Below are 18,644 nucleotides of genomic sequence, written 5' to 3' on the forward strand. Positions count from 1 at the left end.
TCATGGAATTCAATCACACAGAAGAACGGCAGATGCTGATCGACACCCTCGCGCGATATCTGCAAAATGAGTATCCATTGAAAGACCGCAACGATGCGGCGATCAGCGAACATGGATTTAACCCCGGCCAATGGGACACTTTGGCCGAACTGGGGATTTTGGGCGCATTCTTTCCCGAAGACCAAGGTGGCTTTGGTGGCTCTGCGTTCGATATCACAGCTGTCTTTGAGGAATTGGGTCGCAAATTGGTCGTCGAGCCATTGTTGGATTGCGCGTTGCGTCCGGGACAACTGCTCGCCGGAATGGGTGACCCTGATCGCCTGACTGATATTATTTCTGGCGCGCACCGTTATGTTGCTGCGCTCGGTGATAGCCACGGTGACCTCATGCCCGTAACTGCAACGCGGGCAGGCACACAGTGGGTTTTAAATGGGGTATCGCCGCTCGTGAAATTTGGATCGGGGGCAGACGCGATCCTTGTTGAGGCCCAAAGCGGAATGGATGCACTTCATACGTCCCTGTTCGTTTTGAAGCCGGCCACTAAGGGCCTTACAATGACCCATCATGCTACGTTCGATGGAGGATCTGTGAGCGACATTCACTTTGATAACGTTGTGCTAAGTGCCGAGGCGCTCCTCGGTTCCGAGCATGGCGCAAAAGACGTCATTCGGACGGCTGAAGCTTGGTCATGCCTCGCAATATGCGCCGAAGCACTCGGGATTATGGAGACGATCAAAGCGGACACCTTGGACTATTTACGGACACGATCACAGTTCGGTACAGTTATCGGCCGTTTTCAAGCACTCCAACACCGTATGGCTCAGGTTTTGCTCGAAATTGAACAGGCTCGGTCCGCCGTCATCAATGCCGCAGCCGCGATGACGAAAGATGCCGCAGAACGGGATCGCGCGATTTCTGCGGCCAAATACACCATTGGGCGTATCGGCGCTTTGGTTGCCGAAGAAGCAATCCAGCTACACGGCGGGATTGGTATGACTTGGGAATATGATATGGGCCACTTTGCAAAACGATTGGTGATGATCGACCATGAAATGGGTGACGCCGACCACCACCTTGCACGCTATGTGCAAGCTGAACTACTCTAATCTCCACGAAAAACGGGCGTCTCGCGGGCCATAAAGGCCGCGAGACCTCGTGCATGATCGTTCGATTGCGCCAGATGCGTTTGCACCTCAGCTTCTTGAGAAAACACGGCGTCAATATCCACTTGCATCGCCTGTGCCACGAGTTTTTTCGCCGCAACAAGTGCAAGCGGTGCAGCCTCTGCAATTGTCTTAGCCCACTCTTGTGCTGCAGCCAACGCGCCACCTGCATCAACAACCTTATTGGTCAGCCCGCGCTCGAAACACAGCGTAGCATCAAGACTTTGCCCTTGGACAATCGCCTCAAGTGCGCGTCGTGGTCCCAATGTGTGAGTCAAATGCCAGCAAAGACCACCATCAGGTATTAAACCAATTGCCGCAAACGCGAGTGTCAACTTTGCGTCTGCCTCCATCACAACCAAGTCACAGGCCAAAACCAGAGCCGCGCCGATGCCGGCGGCGTGCCCATGCACCGCCGCGATATATAGCTTTGTGCTGTTCCAAATCGGCTCCAGACAGGGACGAAACTCTTGCTCAAGCACGTCACCCGATGTCTTGGTCGACGGAAACTTAAGGTCCGCCCCAGCGCAGAACCCACGGCCAGACCCCGCAATGACTACCACGCGTATCGAAGTATCGGCCTCAACTACCCGTAGCATCTCTGCAAAATCACGGCGCATTTGCGCGTCAAACGCATTATATGACGCAGGCCTGTTCAGGGTTAGTGTCGCCACGCTACCGTTTTGCCGCAATTTGACAACTTGCGTCACGAGACAAGCCGTGCAAGGCGGTCTGTGATAAGGCTTTCCGCCTCCGACATAATCCGTGAAATAAGAGTGGCACAGGAAGGGACATCATTGATCAAACCGGCGACCATGCCACATGACCATGCGCCAGCATCCGTTTCCCCATCCACCATGACGCGGCCGTAAATGCCCGCCACTTGTTCGGCAATATCGGCAAAGACAAGCGCATCACCACGCGCCACCTCTGTTTTCAGAAGTGTTTCGACCGCAGGATTATTTAGCACGCGCTCGGTATTGCGCAAAGGCCGCATCACCAGTCTTGTGTCGCGCTCATTGGCAGAAACAATAGCCTGGCGGACGTTGTCATGCACAGGAGCCTCAGCTGTTGCGACAAATCGCGTCCCCATGTTGATACCCTCAGCACCCAAGGCGAGAGCCGCCACAAGAGAACGAGCATCCGACATGCCTCCTGAAGCCACGATTGGTATTTCCAATTCATCAGCGGCACGCGGCAGCAAAATCATATTCGGAATATCATCCTCACCCGGGTGCCCGCCGCACTCAAACCCATCAATAGAAACCGCATCGCATCCGATGTCTTGCGCCTTTAGCGCGTGGCGCACAGACGTGCATTTGTGGATCACACGAATTCCTGCTCCCTTCAAAACATTCATATACTCTTGGGGACTACGGCCAGCTGTTTCGACGATGCCAACGCCACCATCGATTATTGCGGCAATCAAAGACGGGTAATCCGGCGCATTGATACTCGGCAAGAACGTCAGGTTAACTGCAAACGGCTTATCAGTCATCGCCTTGCATCGCTCAATTTCTGCAGAAAGCCGCTCTGGCGTGCCTGGAGTGAGTGCAGTGATTGTACCCAATCCGCCAGCATTGGAAACCGCGCTCGCAAGTTGAGCCAATCCAACGTAATGCATCCCACCTTGCATAATAGGATGTTCTATACCGAACAGACGGGTCATACGTGTTTGCAAAGCTATTTACTCCTTATGAGGGCCACGAATGTGGCACCGTGACCCTCAAAATCTCACATAGTGTTTTGGGGTTATTGAATACGAGACCAGTTCTGACCATCGCACAGGAACCCGACGCATCCCTCAACGCGCAAGCGGGTTGAGCCCAAAATTACTTTCGCATCAAAGTTTTTGTCGGACTCGGCGTCCCAAACAGTACCACCACCCCACTCGTTGCCCTTGGTGGCTTGAAGGTCCCAAAAAATAGGCCGACCGACGATTTCGGTATGCGGTGTGTTAAACGTTTGATGCACCGTCCCGCACAGCAGCACGGCATTATTGTCACAGGGGTGTACACGTACGTGAAGATAGGCTCCCGTGCGATCCGTCTTGGTTTGCCAAATGCCGTAGGGTTCATTTGCAAACGCTGGAGTGGCCAACGCCAGTGCGGCCAGCGCCGCGCTAATGATATGTTTCATAGTCTCTCTCCCTTATTTAAACGATGCACCATGATGCCACCTCCCAGTGACGGCGCGTTGCCTCGCCCTTGTCCCGAAAGCGGAGCAAAGGCCCTTTTCATCCTCACGAAACTTCAAACAGGCCTGCCGCCCCCATGCCACCACCAACGCACATCGTACACACGACATAGCGCGCACCACGCCTTTTGCCCTCAATGAGGGCGTGACCGACCATACGCGCTCCGGACATGCCATATGGATGTCCAACAGATATCGCACCGCCATTCACGTTGAGGAGCTCATCAGGAATGCCCAAATGGTCGCGGCTCGCGATCACTTGGCTGGCAAATGCCTCATTCAATTCCCACAAGCCGATATCATCGATTTTGAGTCCATTCGCCTTTAGAAGTTTGGGCACTGCGTAAATGGGACCAATCCCCATTTCGTCTGGCTCACACCCAGCAACGGAAATCCCAACGTAGCGGCCTAACGGCTCAAAACCTTCGGATTGGGCGACACGCGACTCCATCAGAACACAAGCTGACGCGCCGTCTGACAGTTGGCTAGCGTTGCCTGCAGTGATGAAGCGTCCGGCTTCGAGGACTTGACCGTCCGCAAAGACAGGATTCAACGTCTGAAGGTTCTCTAACGTGGTCGACGGACGATTGCCCTCGTCTTTGTTCAGCGTCACCTCTTCGTCTGAAACCTCTTTGGTGACCTTATCCATAACCTTTTTCACGGTTGTCATCGCCACGATCTCATCGTCGAACCGTCCCGCGTCTTGGGCGGCTGCGGTGCGCTGTTGAGATCTCAGGGCATATTCATCTTGCGCGTCACGGCTGATGTTAAACCGTTCAGCTACGTTTTCAGCCGTCTCAAGCATGCTCATATAAAGCGCAGGCTTATTTGCCTTAATCCATGCATCCGTGATGTGAAACGACTGTGGTACCTGGTTCATCGAAATGCTCTCGACGCCGCCGCCAACAGTTACGTCCATCCCGTCCGAGATGATCTGTTTCGCAGCGATAGCTATCCCCATCATTCCGCTCGCACATTGACGATCAACACTCTGGCCCGCGACACTTACAGGAAGGCCTGCACGAATGGCGGCGTTGCGCGCTACATTCATGAAGTTAGTGCCTTGTTGCAGCGCGGCCCCTAGGACCACATCTTCAATACGCGCGGGGTCAATCCCAGCGCGCGCTACAGCGTGCTCAATCGCATGACCCGCCAAGGTTGGGGTCGGGGTTGCATTAAATGCTCCGCGATAGGCTTTGCCAATAGGAGTACGTGCTGTTGAAACGATTACTGCATCGCGCATGATTACAACCCTCCCTTGAGATCAACGCCAAAATGCTCCGCCGCTTTGCCGACAAATTTGTATGTTTGCTGAAAGCCTTGCACATAGGGATGTTGGCCTTCCGGATCGGTAATCACATCGATATTAGTCGCTACACCTTCAGCTGTTTGTTGATCGGGCTGAAGGTACACGCCCTCAGTCTCGTAGACTTTGGCGGCGGCATAGGCGCCTGCACCAGCGCATAGAACCAACCGTGACGGGGCGTCCTCGCTGACCAAGTATGAAAGTCCGGCGGACACACTTTGCGTTGTCATCAGCTCCAAAGCTTCGGGAGAAATCAACCCCTCGGTCATCTGAGTTGCAGCCGTGGGGGAGAGCGCATTGACGCGAATGTCGTATTTCTCTCCTTCAATATGCAGAACATTCATCAGACCTACCAAACCCATCTTGGCGGCCCCATAATTGGATTGTCCGAAATTGCCGTAGATGCCCGAGGATGACGACGTCATCACAATGCGACCGTATCCAGCGTCTTTCATGTGATCCCAAACGGCTTTGGTGCAGACCACCGCCCCCATAACATGCACATCAAGAACCAAACGAAAGTCATCGAGCGACATTTTACTAAAGGACTTATCGCGTAGAATACCCGCATTATTGACCAAAATATCTATTCGCCCCCAGCGGTCTAAAGCGTGGTCAACCATATCCTTTACTTGGGCTTCATCTGTCACATTGGCGTTGTGGGCGATGGCTTCGCCACCTGCGTCGGTGATTTCTTTGACAACGGCCTGTGCCGCCTCGAACCCAAGATCGTTTACAACCACCTTTGCCCCGCGCCGCGCGAGTTCAAGCGCGTGTGAGCGGCCAAGCCCGGCACCAGAGCCGGTTACGATTGCAACTCGGCCGTCAAAAAGGATCGTTTGTTTTGTTGTTTGCGTCATGTTCACTGTCACTTCTTATATTTAAAAATTGTCTGGTTCGGCCGCGCGCGCCACGTCACATCCTGATGCCACCTGTGCAAGCAAAGGTGCAGCTATGGGCAAGTCGGAGGCGAAGAAAAAACGGCACGTTTTTGTCTTACCTGCGCGCAATCGATCGTTCATTGGCCCCCCATGCGGCAACGCATGCACTGCAACCGCTTGGTCGAGCCAAATCCAAGCAACCACGACCAAGCCAAACGCAGTCTGAAATTGCGCGGCATTGTTCATCTGTTGATCCTTCGCATGATTGCGCAAAGCATCTATTGTCGCTTGCACCTGAGCGATCGCCGCGCGTAATGCATCTGCATCACCAGATAGCTCACCGATTTGATCGGCTTTGGCGCATGTTTGAGACATGCGCGCATAAAGCACCTCAAGCCCGCGGCCATCGCGCAGAATTTTGCGCCCTAACAGATCCAAAGCTTGTATGCCCGTGGTGCCTTCGTGGATCGGGTTCAGGCGATTGTCACGGTAGAGCTGTTCCACGTCGAAATCTCGAGTGTAGCCGTAGCCACCATGTATCTGGATCGCGAGATCATTGGCTTTTGGCCCATACTCAGACGGAAACGTTTTCGCGACCGGTGTCAAAAGCTCTAGCAAAGCCGCGTCATCCGGATCATCAGGGCTGTCGACCAAGGCAGCGCTATAAAGGCATAGCCCCATGGACCCCTCAGCGTACGCCCGCATCGCCAAGAGCATGCGCCGAACATCAGTGTGCTCGATAATGGCCACTGGCGGCCCATCGCGCTCTCCCGCCGCACGGCCTTGTAATCGATCGCGCGCATAATCAACGGCCAACAGGTAACCGCGGCACGCCAATGCAGCAGCACCAAAGCCAACCGCAATGCGCGCCTCGTTCATCATCATAAACATCTGCCGCAACCCTTGCCCCGGCTCGCCCACCATCCAGCCGATTGCACCGTCGACTTCTCCGAAATTCAACAGACAATTGGATGTTCCGCGATTGCCCATTTTGTGGTTTAGTCCGGCCACTGCAACATCGTTGATATCGCCGTTAGGAAGCACCTTTGGCACAATAAACAGAGAAATCCCTTCTGTACCGATTGGGAGATCTCCACTTGCATTTGGCACCTTCGCCAAAACAAGATGTACGATATTCTCAGAAATGTCCTGATCGCCGCCAGAGATCCACATCTTACTTCCGCTCACGCGAAAACGGTTCCCGTGCGCATCAACGCCGTCCGCAACCGCGCGCGTGCGTACATCGGCGAGCCCCGATCCAGCTTGTGGCTCTGACAGGCACATCGTGCCAAACCAACGCCCCTCTATCTGAGGTTTCGCAAATGTATCAACCTGAGACGGACTCGCGAATTCTGCGATCAATCGTGCATTTGCGCCGGTGAGCATAGTATACCCAATGGATGAACAATTTGCGGCAGCGAACCACGCGTAGGATGCGCTAGACAACAGATAGGGCATACCCATCCCGCCTAAGTCTTCCGGAAAACTAGCCCCGAACAAGCCGAGATCTCGATATTCGTCCAATGCCCTGCGAATTTCTGGAAGCACATAGACACTACCGTTGTCCAATCGCGGCTCTCGTACATCAGAGGCTTTGTAGTGTGGCAGAAACTGATCTGACGCTAATTTTTGCGACAAACCTAAATATGCCCGTGCGGTTTCTCCATCCAGATCACAAGATGAAAGTCTGTCTTCAAGGCCCAGCCAATCGAACAGCTGGAATTCCATATCTGTCTCACACAGCAGTCGATCAGCCATATTACACCACCGTCCCGACAGTCGCGTAAGCCGCATCAACCAAAGATTGCCCACGGTCGTTGAGCAATATCCCACCGCCAAGCTTGTTCATCGCATAACCCATTGCAAAGCCTACCTCCGGATCAGCGAACCCGATGCTTCCCCCCATACCAACATGACCGAACGCGCCGTCACCCAAACGCACGGATGCTCCAGTCGGCTGACCCGGATTTGGCATCGACAGCATGAACCCCTCACCAAAACGCGTGGGTATAAGAAGCGTTTCATCGCGCGATGTTTGCATCGACGGCGTGCGCATGGCATCAATGCGAGGACGCGACAGGTATCCGTTGGGTGCAGCAAGCGGACCGAACATGCCAGCAAGGCCACGCGCGTTCGAGACGCCGCCAGCCCCACCAATTTGGGCCGCACGATACGCACGCTGGTTCATGTCAAAGCCCCCAGAGTTCAGGAAGGACAAGAACTGGATCGAACTTGGATCAGACATCAAAGTCGTCAAAAACTCGGACGGTGGTGTACCAGCAGGCGCGACGTATGGAATAGCTTGAGCGAGGCGCTTTTCCTCGGAAACAGGCAGACCAATCCAGAAATCAAGGCCGAGTGGCAACGCAATCTCGTCGCGAAAAAACTCTCCCAAGGACTTACCCGAAACACGCTGAACAACCTCGCCCACAAGCCAGCCAAAACTAATCATATGATAGCCATTCTTGGTTCCTGGCGTCCAAAACGGTTTCTCCGCAGCGAACATTGCAGCTGTTGCTGCAAAATCGGTAAAGCCGCTTGGTGCGACCTTTTCACGTAACGCAGGAAGCCCAGCAGAGTGATTGAGCAACATGAGCACGGTTATGTCTGCCTTGCCCGCAGCTGCAAATTCTGGCCAATACGTGGCAACCGGCTGATCAAGATCAAGCAACCCTCGGTCCACGAGAATGTGCGCACACAGTGCTGTCGCAGCTTTGGTACACGAATACACTGGTACAATCGTATCTGACCGCCAAGGCGCCTTGGTCGCAGGGGATGCAATGCCCCCCCAAACGTCGACAACCGTTTTGCCATCGACATTTAGGCAAAGGCTTGCGCCAACCTCTTCACGATCTGCGAAGTTGGCTTCGAACGCATCCACGACATCTTTGAAAGCTGAATCGAACGTACCATCATAGAGCTTTGTTAGCGACGCGACGTTCGCAGCCACAACAGCGAAATCGACCGGCTCCTTTTGCCCCCCGACACGCTTGAAAAACGTAACTTCGGTCGGGTCCACATCGCGCATCTGTGCTTCGAAATCTTGCGCATTTCCGGGGAATAGTGTTTCGATGCGGCCATCGGCAGTGAGATACCAACTCTTACACCCTGACGCCCAAACTGTCTGTGACAGGTCTTTTTGTAGTGCCTCATTATAGGCTTTGGTCACATCGTTACTTACGCTCACACTCAGGTCGCTACCCGCCTTTTGCATGGCTTGCACAATCCAGCCAATCGATTGCTCAATCAAATGCACAATAGAGGTGGTTCCGACACCCGCATTCGGCCCCGTCACGAGAAAGTAGTTCGGGAAATTTGGTACAAGCGTGGCCCGATAGGCCTCTGATCCATCTTTCCACCACTCAGACAAAGGCAACCCACCCTCGCCCCGAATATCCATCGAGAACTGATGCCCTTGGACGTCAAAGCCTGTGGCGTAGATGATGGCATCGAAATCCTCGGCCACCCCGTCTTGCGTAACGATCCCCGTCTCAGTCATTTCTGCGATCGGGCTTGTAATCAACGCCACGTTGTCGCGGTTTAGTGCGGGCAGAAAATCGTCAGAAATCAGGATGCGTTTACACCCAAGTTCGTAGTCCGGCATCAGCGCATCATGGTATTCGGTCTTGGTGACCTGACTCCGCATAAAGGACTTGATATCTTCAGCCGCAGTCCGTCGGATCGCTTCGTTCTTGACGATAGGGTAGAGCCGGTTTTCGCGGTCCCAATACATATCATCACGGTCGGTTTTAATGAGCGATAGATCCTCGCGGTACGCTGCGACCTGCTCATCGGTATAAGGAAAATCCAAGCGCGGCGCGATATAGTTCGGCGTGCGTTGATACAAGCTTATTTTAGCTGCAACCTTTGCAAGTTGCGGCACTGCTTGAATAGCGCTCGCGGCACTGCCAATCACGGCAATACGTTTGCCCGCAGGATCAAAATCATGGTTCCATCGCGCGGTGTGCATCCGCACGCCAGCAAAATCACCATCGCCTTTGAAAGGTGCAAAACTTGGCTCATGCAGGCCGCCAGAGCCGTTAATGACAAATCTGGACTTAACGACCTCGCCATCCTCGAACGTTGTCACCCAAAGGCTATCGGCATCATCATAAATGACCGACGCAATCTTCCGGTTGAGGCGGATATTTTTGCGTATGCCATATTTGTCGGCACAGTGTTCGATATAGGCCTGAATCTCCGGCTGTGGCGCGTATAAACGGCTCCAGTTAGGGTTAGGTTCAAACGAATAGCTGTAAAAATGAGATTGGATATCACAGGCAGCCCCCGGATATGTGTTTAAGAACCATGTGCCGCCAATGCCGCCCGCTTTATCATAGATTCGAAAATTGGTAATACCCGCTTCTTGTAGCTTGATACCTGCGCAAATGCCTGAAAACCCAGCACCTATGACCAGAACCTCAAGATCACCCGTCACATTATAAGCCCCATCATTGCGTTCAATACTAGTGAGGCTTGCACGGTAATCATTGCGCAAACGCTCCATGCGCGCCTCGATGTGCGGCAACATCTCCCCGTGGGTAAAGGCATAAAACCGGTCTTGTTGGATCGTGTCGACAACGAGGTTGCCGATGACCTCTGGCTCCATCCCGTTGTCAACTAATGTCTCAACAAGTTTCATGCTATCGGAGGGTTCGACCTTGGGCTTACCTTGGCGTGACGGGCGCATGGCTTGAGTGTTGTTGATCCCCGTGCGGACCCATGCAGGACACAGCACACTGACGCCAATACCACGTCCAGCCAAATCTTCGCGTAGCGTTTCAGAATATCCGACCACCGCAAATTTTGTTGCGACATAAGGCCCACCACCTGCAAATGCCAGATGGCCCGCGATCGAGGCCGTGTTTACGATGTGACCGCCCTCGCCGTGCGCGGCTATCAAGGGCGTGAAAATCTCGACACCGTGAACAACGCCCATCAGGTTGATCCCGACACTCCAATTCCAATCAGACAATGGAATGTCGCCCGTCGGACCACCGCAGGATACACCTGCATTGTTGATTAGGATGTGGATTTTTCCGAACCGCTCGAGCGTGCGCTGCGCCGCCAGTTCAACACTGTCAGCGCTTGCAACGTCACAAACGACAAAGTCAGAATCAATGCCTAATGCCGACAATTCAGTCACGACAGCCTTTAATCGACCTTCGTCGACATCCGACACCATTATTTTTGCACCCCAAGCGCCGAGGCTCTTGGCGATTGCAAGGCCAATGCCACCAGCACCACCTGTAATAAAAGCTGTCTTGCCGTCAAAATTCTGCATGAGTCCCCCCTTTTGTTGCACAACCTTGCGCAAGATTACAGAAATGATAAATAACGTAAGCATTAGTTACCAAGCGAGGACATCATGGACAGTCTCGGACATCTTCGACAACTTGTCGCGTTAGCAGAAACCGGCAATTTTCGTAAAGCGGGCCAAAAGTTGGGGATTTCACATTCCGCCGTCAGCCAAACTATCAAGCGGCTTGAGGGGGAGTATGGCACCGAACTTTTCGATCGCACACGTTTCGATGGATCTCGAAATGAAACGGTTCCCACCGCTCTTGGTGAAAGAATCGTAGCTGCGGCACGTATAGCCATCAACGAAATGGAAGCGGCAGCTCGTGATGTTCAAATGCTTCGGGACCTGGAAGCCGGACAACTCTTGATCGGGACAGATCCCACGGTTTCTGAGAGCCTACTCGCTCCAGCAATGGCGCGCCTCATTAACACTCATCCGAATTGGCGTTTCAAAGTCATTATTTGCAACCGTAATGAATGGGAGCGCTATCTGGAAGAACGTCAAATTGATATCTACATTGGCCTACGTCCAGACCGTGAATCAGACGCTTTTCGCTACAGAGAACTCGAACTCGTTCCGCCCGTCGTGCTTTGCTCCGCCGACCATCCGCTGGCAGGACAAGGGCCGATTGATATCGAGACCCTCAAAACATATTCTGTCATTGGTGGTGATGTGCCTGACTGGTTTTTATGGGGCATCATGGAAGCCTATCCCGAAACATTCCCAGATATCCGAACCTTGCGCGATACCTTTTTAACATCACAAGGCCTTGGTCTCTTGCGACAGCTACTATTGCTTAGCAATGCGGTTGCGACCCTACCCGAATTTATCGTCAAAAACGAAATTGAAGCGGGTAAAGTCTGCAAGCTTGATGTGATCGGTTGGCCTTACAAGAAACGCACGATACCGGGCGTAGCAGCATGGCTCAACCAGCGGCCAGTCCCCCCAGCGGCGCATCAACTCCTATCCCATATTCAAATGGTCTTGCGATACGGCGTGAACGAATTTCGCAAAGAAGCCGGCCTATAGTCGTCAAGAAAAGGGCCACCCTTCTGAGGTGGCCCTTTTAAATCGCGTGAGGCAGAGGGTCTTATTTTTTCTGCACGGCCTCCAGATTTTCGGTGTGGCCGTCGCGGGTTAGCCCAAAACGGCGCAGGCAGTAGATGGACGAAATGTGGAGAACCACCATCAAGATTGCGTATGGCAATGCGATACCCTGCATGACCTGTTCGCTCATTAATTCACCTGTGTCCGGAGCTGCACCGAACGTCAACAGGGCTCCCGATACGAATGTGCCGAATCCCGTCACGATTTTGGCCGTAAATGAAAATGTCGCGAAATAGAGCCCCTCAGCGCGGTGGCCCGTGTTGCGTTCATCACCCTCGACCAAATCGACGACCATTGAAACGCTCATGATCGAAAGAGAGATTGTCACAGCCGTAGTCACAAACGTGGCTAAAGCGACAACATAGAACATTTCGGATGATCCATTTTCAGGCAAGATACCCGCAGATTTTGCGGCAATCAAAGCGACTGATAGCACCATTGAAACCCAAGATAGCGTGATCACCACAGACTTCTTCTCGCGCCCCTTGGCCAATTGCGACGTCGTCAAGAACGCGATGATCGCAGACGGCACCATAGTTAGCGCGGCAAGCCCTAGTTGACCCGTAGATAGGCCGAAATAGTAAATTCCGAAATACAGCTGAAGGGTCGTGGCAATTCCCGCGACGAGGCTACCAAAAACGGTTCCAATAAAGACAGCTCGGAACGATTGGTTTCGGAAAATATACTTGATGTTTTGAACGAAGGAGAACCCATGGCCTTCACTGCTCGGATCTGGTTGTGAGTAGTGTTTGATCGCACTGTGCGTGCCGATTGACGATACGAGCATTGCAATACCCATAACGATGGCCGCAGTCATTGCGTATTGGCGGTAGCCATCTAGGTTCATAATCCCATCATCATAATCGACGTTTGACGCCAAAAAGACGCGGTAGACAACCACAGCCATGATAACACCGGCCAACCACCCCATCATCAAACGCAAACCCGAAAGCGCAGTGCGCTTGTCGTAGTCGTGGGTAAGTTCCCCAATCAACGCAGAGTTCGGCACCTCAAAAAATGTGACTGAAAGGCGAACCAGAATAGCCATCGACGTGAGGTATAAAAACAACCCAGTTTGACCCAAATCTGGCGGCGTCCACATGTAAAAATAAGCAAAACAAGTCGGCAAAATCGCGGCATACATAAAGGGATGACGCCGCCCCAAGCGCGATTTGTGACGATCAGAAATATATCCGACGAGCGGGTCAGATACCGCGTCAAACATCAACGCGATGAGAAGTGAAAGCCCGACTAAAATAGCGGGCAACCCAAGCACCTGATTGAAATAGATCATCAAAAATGTGGCAAAGCCATTGTTTTTGATACCGTACGCGATTGAGCCGATGCCATATGCTAGCCTCGTACCCCATCCTATCGACGTGCTTGTCATTACTCTCTCCCCTGAAACTCTGAGTACCGGACTTTTCCGGTTTCAACCATTTTTCTTAGCTCGTGCTTTAGAACCTTTCCGGTTCCGTTCCTCGGCAACGTATCCAACACCACGACATGGGCCGGCTGCTTGAAGCGCGCGAGTCGTCCAGCGCAAAGCCGGTCGATATCAGATTTGTCGAATTGGGCATCTGGCCGCACAACAATCATGGCACACCCGACCTCGCCCCAGCGCGCATCGGGGACGCCGATAATCGCTGCTTCGGCAATGGCATCATGTTCATATAGAACGTTCTCGACCTCAGCCGGATACACGTTTTCACCACCAGAAATGTACATATCTTTTAAGCGATCTTCGATGTAGAGATATCCTTCGGCGTCCTTGCGTCCGATGTCACCAGTTTTGAACCAACCGTCATGAAACGCCTCAGCTGTCGCCTCCGGCATATTCCAATAGCCTGGTGTGACAACTGGACCGCGCACCCAAATTTCACCCAAATCGTCAGCATCGGCTTCGGTCGCGTCATCCTTCATGATTTTGATTTTTCCATACATGGTTGGCATGCCAGTAGACCCGTGTTTGCGACCGACATCACTATGAGGTAGCAAACACCCCGCCGATGCCGTTTCCGTCAACCCATAGCCTTCCAGTATCTGGACGCCTCTGTCGCCCCACCATTTCACCAACGCTTCTGGAACAGTTTCAGCGCCCGAGATAACAGTCACCAGTCTAGAAAAATCCGAAGTTTCCGCGCTCGCACTTTCACGTAGCGCATTAAACGCGGCGGGAACGGCAAAGGTATGGGTGATGCCGAAATCAGGATTGGAGATTGCCGACAAGACCGCCTCAGCCTCGAACGTGCGCATGACCACACTTGTCGCGCCAATAGAAAACATAGGTAAGCAGCTGACATTCATCGCCGCAATATGAAACAACGGCATCGCCGCCAGAGAAACACTTTGCGCAGAAGTACGGCACGGACCGAAACTTCCAGATGCCGAAAAGTGGATCATCCCGTGCGTAATGATAACTCCCTTCGGCCGCCCGGTTGTACCCGATGAATACATCAACATACACTGATCTTGTAAATCTTGAGGAACACGCTGAAGGATAGGTAGGCGTTGCGCCGCGATGGCTCGCTCAAATGCGCTATCGCTCCCGTCACCGTTGGTCGCGATCCAATCATGTACACTTGGCGCAACAATTGCGTCTGCCAAGTCGGCCAACGATCCATCGTAAACAACGATACTGGCACCTGCGTCCTTCAAAATGAAGCCAAGTTCTTGCGCCGACAATCGAAAGTTCAAAGCCAGAACAACACCACCAAGACGCCACACAGCAAAGGTGATATCCATGATATCCACGGAGTTTGGCATTAAAAATGCCACCCGATCTCCAGCGTTCATTCCGCGCTCACACAGAGCCGCAGAAACTTTTCCCACACGGTTGTGCATGGACGCATAGCTTTGCGTCCGCCCTGAGGGCAATTCTCTGGTCGCAAGCGCATTGGGCTGAACGGCCGCATGATACGCGAGCCAGTCAACCACCTCATACGCTTGCTGAGCCGAGGGGTTTAGCCTCGGCGTATCATCAATCTGCATTCGGTCTCCTCCCAAGACTCGCTTAATCGATGATTACATCCCGCGTATATACGGTAAGGTAATCTTACCTTAATTGTTGAGTGGATTTTGTGGCCCCTATAGTTTTCGTGAAGACTGACCCGGAAATTCGCTTCAAATGTCTGACGCCCTTCTAAGGATCAAGCAGCGATCTGAACCTGATTCATCCGCCTGTCCGACGCGCAATTATGTCAATGGTTTCTGATGTGCGGCGACTAGCCCAAACCTTTTTCAGGTCCTCAACTCAAAAGCCTGCATCCAAACCGTTTCGATGTCACCGAGCATCAGCCCCCTCTGTATTTTTTTCTCTACGAGTTGGATTCGTTCACACACCGCAACCGGCAGGGCAACCACTCTGACTACATCTTCCGCTACACTTGGAGCATCGGACACCAACCACTGCCAAAGCTCCGGAATACGTTGCACTCGAGCACTAGATAGTGCTGCGTATCCTTGCGGACGCGACCGAACGCAATATGAGTTCTGAAGTCGGCTGGGTTCACCTCAACATGTTCCAGCACCTTCGCCAGCTCGAAGATCTCTTTCACACGACCCAACGTGCGCTTTGCCGTCTCATGCTTGATCCGCCAGATCGGGTCGAAGGCTGCAATGATATTGCGCTGCCGAATCTCGTCCAGCGGTAGTTTTCCAAAGTGTGGAAATACATAGGTCTTGAGCGTCGTCCAGTTCTGTTTAATGTGTTTGCCGTTTGACAGATCTTGCTTCTTGCGATCAAATCAGACCTTCGCGAAATCGCGGAACTTGGGCACCTCGCATGAGGGTGACGGCAGATGGGGAGAAGAGGCCTTCGTGCGGTCTGTCTCTCCGCCACACACATGATGTGCCTTTATACAATATGCTCAAAGAATGAAGGTTCAACGCGATAGCCGTAAGATTATTTCGCTTGGGTCGCTCCATTTTTCGACCGAATGCGCGAGGCGACTGAATGAGAGTGTCCTTAGTCATATCGCAATCCAGCGCCTTACCGCGGAAAATGTAATACGATAGCAATGTATAGCACACGATGGCCGGCAGCACGAAAACGGTTCCGATCAAGATAATAAACAGGCTTTCCGGTGCAGATGCAGCATCGTATAGCGTAATTTTTTAGGGCACCACATACGGGTAGAATGAATAGGCCATGCCGCCGTAGGCCAACGTAAACAGCGCTGTCGCCGCAGCAAACGGGGTCCAAGACCAGCGATCGTGGTTCAGCGGCAGACGCGCCAATTGCCACCACACAAACACAACAAGCAGGACAGAAATAATCGGCAGCGGCGCAAGATAGAACGCCGTTGGAACGCTGAACCATTTATCAAAAATGCGTGCACTGACGAACGGCGTGGCGATGGAAATGGCGATTATGCCCGCCACGAGCCCCCAAATGCCCCGAAGGCACAGGATCATGCAACCGAATGGCTCTGGACTTACAACAACGAGCGACCCAACATAGGCATCGGCGGCATCACACCCTCCATGAAACTGAAAACAGCCTCCTGAATTCTACGGCTGAATCCATCACATTAAAAATGGTGCATTACCATGTTCACTCATCTGTCACAGTAACCCAAACCCCAAACTTTCCACTCTCATCACTGACCCTGCGCTCGATCCGCGCCGCGCGCTCGGCGTCCTCAATCGCATCTACCACCTTCGCCTGCGCGGTGTCGAAGGCCACAGCCTCAGCCACACTGTCGGTCCGGTGGTTCAGCCCGGTGGTGCTGTCATGCCAAACGAAGGCATCAAAGCCCGCGAACTCACCCTGCGCCGGATCCACAACCTCCCAGACCTCAGCACCGCCCTCGCCAAACCTTACCCCGTTAATCACCCGCGCCGCGGCATGATCGCGGCGTAATTCAGCGAAGCGGTACCGATCATGCTCCTGTGCCGCGTCCAGCGTCTCATGAACTTGCCCGTCATTGGTCCGGAACATATTCTCTTCGATGTGATCGCCAAAATACATGATGGCCTCGGGCCGGTTGCGCAGCTCGTAGCACCACTCCAGCCAGCCCTGAGCTGTGTCATGGCCGGGTTCACCGCTTTGAGCCGCCTCGATCTCAAGCTGATCCATCATGCCCAGCATCACCTGATACCCCTGCGCGTAATCAAACACGTCCACGCCGGCCTGCCCAAACACCCGCGCAAGCACAGCGTAGGCACCGTCGCAGACGCCCATGTCTTTAAAGAACTGTAGGGAGGTTTTCATCCGACGGCTCCATATGCGCGGTGTGATCCTGACAACCATGTCACCGCGTGCCCACCCGTTTGAATGGCCTTGCCGCCAGCCCCACCCGTGGCGGTGATCACGGCGTCCTCAAGGGTGTCGCCGCCCTTGGCACCCCATCCGCCCCCACCGGGGGATTCTACATCGTGGTAGCCGCCCGCAGGATCAGATGTGGTTTGGTAGATGCGGATCAGATCCTGGGATTGCGCACTCAGCGTGGTGTAGCCCCCGCCGTTTGCTCCGGCCTCACCAGGACCGCCGCCCCAGCCCCCAAAGTGTTCGTTCAATGCAAGCGCTTGCGTGTGATAGCGCCTGTCGATGTATAACGGGGTTGCATTGGCCGCAGCCGTGACATCGCCCGTGACCATGTCCAAAAGACCTGCCCCCGTTCCCATACGCGAGACACCGGGCATAACCCGCCCTCCCGTTTGGCCTGAGACTGCTGATGTATAGGTGGGTGTACCACCGCTGCCGCTGCCCATGGACTGGACCTCCTATGTAAATGCGAATGTGAGTGTGATACGGCTCAACGCCGCGCGGGCGGGTGTTTGAGGGATCACGCCTGCGCCGCGTGACTGCCCGACCTGTACCGTCCTGCGATCTTCCCTGCCAGACAGAGACCGCAGGGCGATCTGGGTCTACGGGGGGATTAGATGCTAAAGCCTTTGCTCGCCGCAACATTGCCGCCGGCGCCCCCTGCGCCTGTGTGCTGTGCGTAATGCACGTTGAACGCCAGATGATTTGGATCTTGGGTCAGGTTCTGGGATCCCGGCTGACCCGGCGACGGTGGCGCTGGGGCCGTAACCACCGCTGGCACAAGGTTGGAGACGTAGCTTAATCCGCCGCCAAGCCCGCCGCCCGCACCGCCCCCGCCACAGGCCAGACCCGAGCTGCCCCCGCCACCACCGCCGCCGATATAACCCTGAGCGTTATCAATCGTGATGGGCGTGCTCAACGCAATCGCAGGGCCACCGGCTGCGCCGTTTGTGCGCGTGCTGAAGATGTTGAACGCATGTGTGGTCGCATTTGACGCCCCCGCACCGCCTTTCCCCATAATGAAGCCCCGGTTGATCAGCGTCAGCCCGCCTGGATATGCGCCACCCGTGCGCAGGGCGGCCACCGCGACATCATCCGACCAGATGTAGACCCCGGATCCGATTGTCACTGTCACCGCTGCACTGCCGTTCCATCCGCGCGCCAAGGCCGCCGCATGCACATCCAGCTCTTGGATGTTGCTTGTGATGGTCCAGGCGAATGCATTGCTTTTGCCGCGCAAAGTCCCAAGCCCGATGGCGCCACCAGCCACGCCGGCAAGGCCACGGACACCTGCGTCCCCAAGAGAGATCGTGGCGCCCGCCGAACGGCCAAGCTCGGTGTTCACTTGGCTCAGCGAGAGCGGTCCTGTCGATGGAAGCGCCATGGGTCACAGACTCCCATAGGCGGTGACATCGCCCAG

Annotated in this window: 15 protein-coding genes and 1 pseudogene; 2 read left to right on the forward strand and 14 right to left on the reverse strand. The window is 54.0% G+C overall.

Annotation, left to right across the window (positions count from 1 at the left end):
* The first annotated feature begins 2 nt into the window (after positions 1–2).
* The gene (locus tag ACTG34_RS08050) at positions 3–1,106 is read left to right on the forward strand and encodes an acyl-CoA dehydrogenase family protein (protein WP_439104434.1); all 1,104 of its coding nucleotides are present in this window, start codon (positions 3–5) and stop codon (positions 1,104–1,106) included.
* Here the strand turns inward: ACTG34_RS08050 and ACTG34_RS08055 are convergent.
* The 7 genes from ACTG34_RS08055 to ACTG34_RS08085 form a co-directional block, all read right to left on the reverse strand.
* Entirely contained in the window at positions 1,103–1,873 is a 771-nt protein-coding gene (locus ACTG34_RS08055; RefSeq protein ID WP_439104435.1) for an enoyl-CoA hydratase/isomerase family protein, read from the reverse strand. The genes ACTG34_RS08050 and ACTG34_RS08055 overlap by 4 nt on opposite strands.
* On the reverse strand, positions 1,870–2,844 hold the full coding sequence (locus ACTG34_RS08060; RefSeq protein ID WP_439104436.1) for an NAD(P)H-dependent flavin oxidoreductase: 975 nt from the start codon (positions 2,842–2,844) through the stop codon (positions 1,870–1,872). The genes ACTG34_RS08055 and ACTG34_RS08060 overlap by 4 nt, the downstream gene beginning before the upstream one ends.
* 71 nt (positions 2,845–2,915) lie before the next feature.
* A complete protein-coding gene (locus ACTG34_RS08065) occupies positions 2,916–3,302 on the reverse strand; it encodes a DUF2147 domain-containing protein (RefSeq protein ID WP_439104437.1) in 387 nt (128 codons plus the stop codon).
* A 103-nt stretch (positions 3,303–3,405) separates the two neighbouring features.
* Positions 3,406–4,602 carry an acetyl-CoA C-acyltransferase gene (locus ACTG34_RS08070; protein ID WP_439104438.1) on the reverse strand — a complete coding sequence of 399 codons (1,197 nt, stop codon included), beginning with the start codon at positions 4,600–4,602 and terminating at the stop codon, positions 3,406–3,408.
* Positions 4,603–4,604: 2 nt separating this feature from the next.
* Positions 4,605–5,525, reverse strand: a complete 921-nt coding sequence (locus tag ACTG34_RS08075) for an SDR family NAD(P)-dependent oxidoreductase (RefSeq protein WP_439104439.1) — start codon at positions 5,523–5,525, stop codon at positions 4,605–4,607.
* A gap of 21 nt (positions 5,526–5,546) precedes the next feature.
* Complete coding sequence (locus ACTG34_RS08080) at positions 5,547–7,304, reverse strand: acyl-CoA dehydrogenase (RefSeq protein WP_439104440.1); 1,758 nt, start codon at positions 7,302–7,304, stop codon at positions 5,547–5,549.
* A gap of 1 nt (position 7,305) precedes the next feature.
* A complete protein-coding gene (locus ACTG34_RS08085) occupies positions 7,306–10,830 on the reverse strand; it encodes an SDR family NAD(P)-dependent oxidoreductase (RefSeq protein WP_439104441.1) in 3,525 nt (1,174 codons plus the stop codon).
* Positions 10,831–10,914: 84 nt separating this feature from the next.
* Between ACTG34_RS08085 and ACTG34_RS08090 the strand changes: the two genes are divergently transcribed.
* Entirely contained in the window at positions 10,915–11,877 is a 963-nt protein-coding gene (locus ACTG34_RS08090) for a LysR family transcriptional regulator (protein ID WP_439104442.1), read from the forward strand.
* Positions 11,878–11,938: 61 nt separating this feature from the next.
* On the opposite strand, the gene ACTG34_RS08095 is transcribed toward ACTG34_RS08090, so the two are convergent.
* The 7 genes and pseudogenes from ACTG34_RS08095 to ACTG34_RS08125 all read right to left on the reverse strand — a co-directional run bounded on the left by ACTG34_RS08095 (position 11,939) and on the right by ACTG34_RS08125 (position 18,608).
* The gene (locus ACTG34_RS08095) at positions 11,939–13,345 is read right to left on the reverse strand and encodes an MFS transporter (RefSeq protein WP_439104443.1); all 1,407 of its coding nucleotides are present in this window, start codon (positions 13,343–13,345) and stop codon (positions 11,939–11,941) included.
* Positions 13,345–14,946, reverse strand: coding sequence for an AMP-binding protein (locus ACTG34_RS08100; RefSeq protein WP_439104444.1), 1,602 nt, complete (start codon positions 14,944–14,946; stop codon positions 13,345–13,347). Before ACTG34_RS08100 ends, ACTG34_RS08095 begins: the two co-directional genes overlap by 1 nt.
* A gap of 389 nt (positions 14,947–15,335) precedes the next feature.
* Positions 15,336–15,683: pseudogene (locus ACTG34_RS08105) on the reverse strand (phage integrase central domain-containing protein); the annotation flags it as partial.
* A 388-nt stretch (positions 15,684–16,071) separates the two neighbouring features.
* Positions 16,072–16,371, reverse strand: coding sequence for a hypothetical protein (locus ACTG34_RS08110; protein WP_439104449.1), 300 nt, complete (start codon positions 16,369–16,371; stop codon positions 16,072–16,074).
* 139 nt (positions 16,372–16,510) lie between these two features.
* Positions 16,511–17,170 carry a hypothetical protein gene (locus tag ACTG34_RS08115; protein WP_439104445.1) on the reverse strand — a complete coding sequence of 220 codons (660 nt, stop codon included), beginning with the start codon at positions 17,168–17,170 and terminating at the stop codon, positions 16,511–16,513.
* Entirely contained in the window at positions 17,167–17,670 is a 504-nt protein-coding gene (locus ACTG34_RS08120) for a hypothetical protein (RefSeq protein ID WP_439104446.1), read from the reverse strand. The genes ACTG34_RS08115 and ACTG34_RS08120 overlap by 4 nt, the downstream gene beginning before the upstream one ends.
* Positions 17,671–17,837: 167 nt before the next feature.
* Positions 17,838–18,608, reverse strand: a complete 771-nt coding sequence (locus tag ACTG34_RS08125; RefSeq protein WP_439104447.1) for a hypothetical protein — start codon at positions 18,606–18,608, stop codon at positions 17,838–17,840.
* Between the last annotated feature and the right edge of the window lie 36 nt (positions 18,609–18,644).

It is taken from the genome of Celeribacter marinus (assembly GCF_965656515.1).
GTDB lineage: Bacteria > Pseudomonadota > Alphaproteobacteria > Rhodobacterales > Rhodobacteraceae > Celeribacter > Celeribacter marinus_D.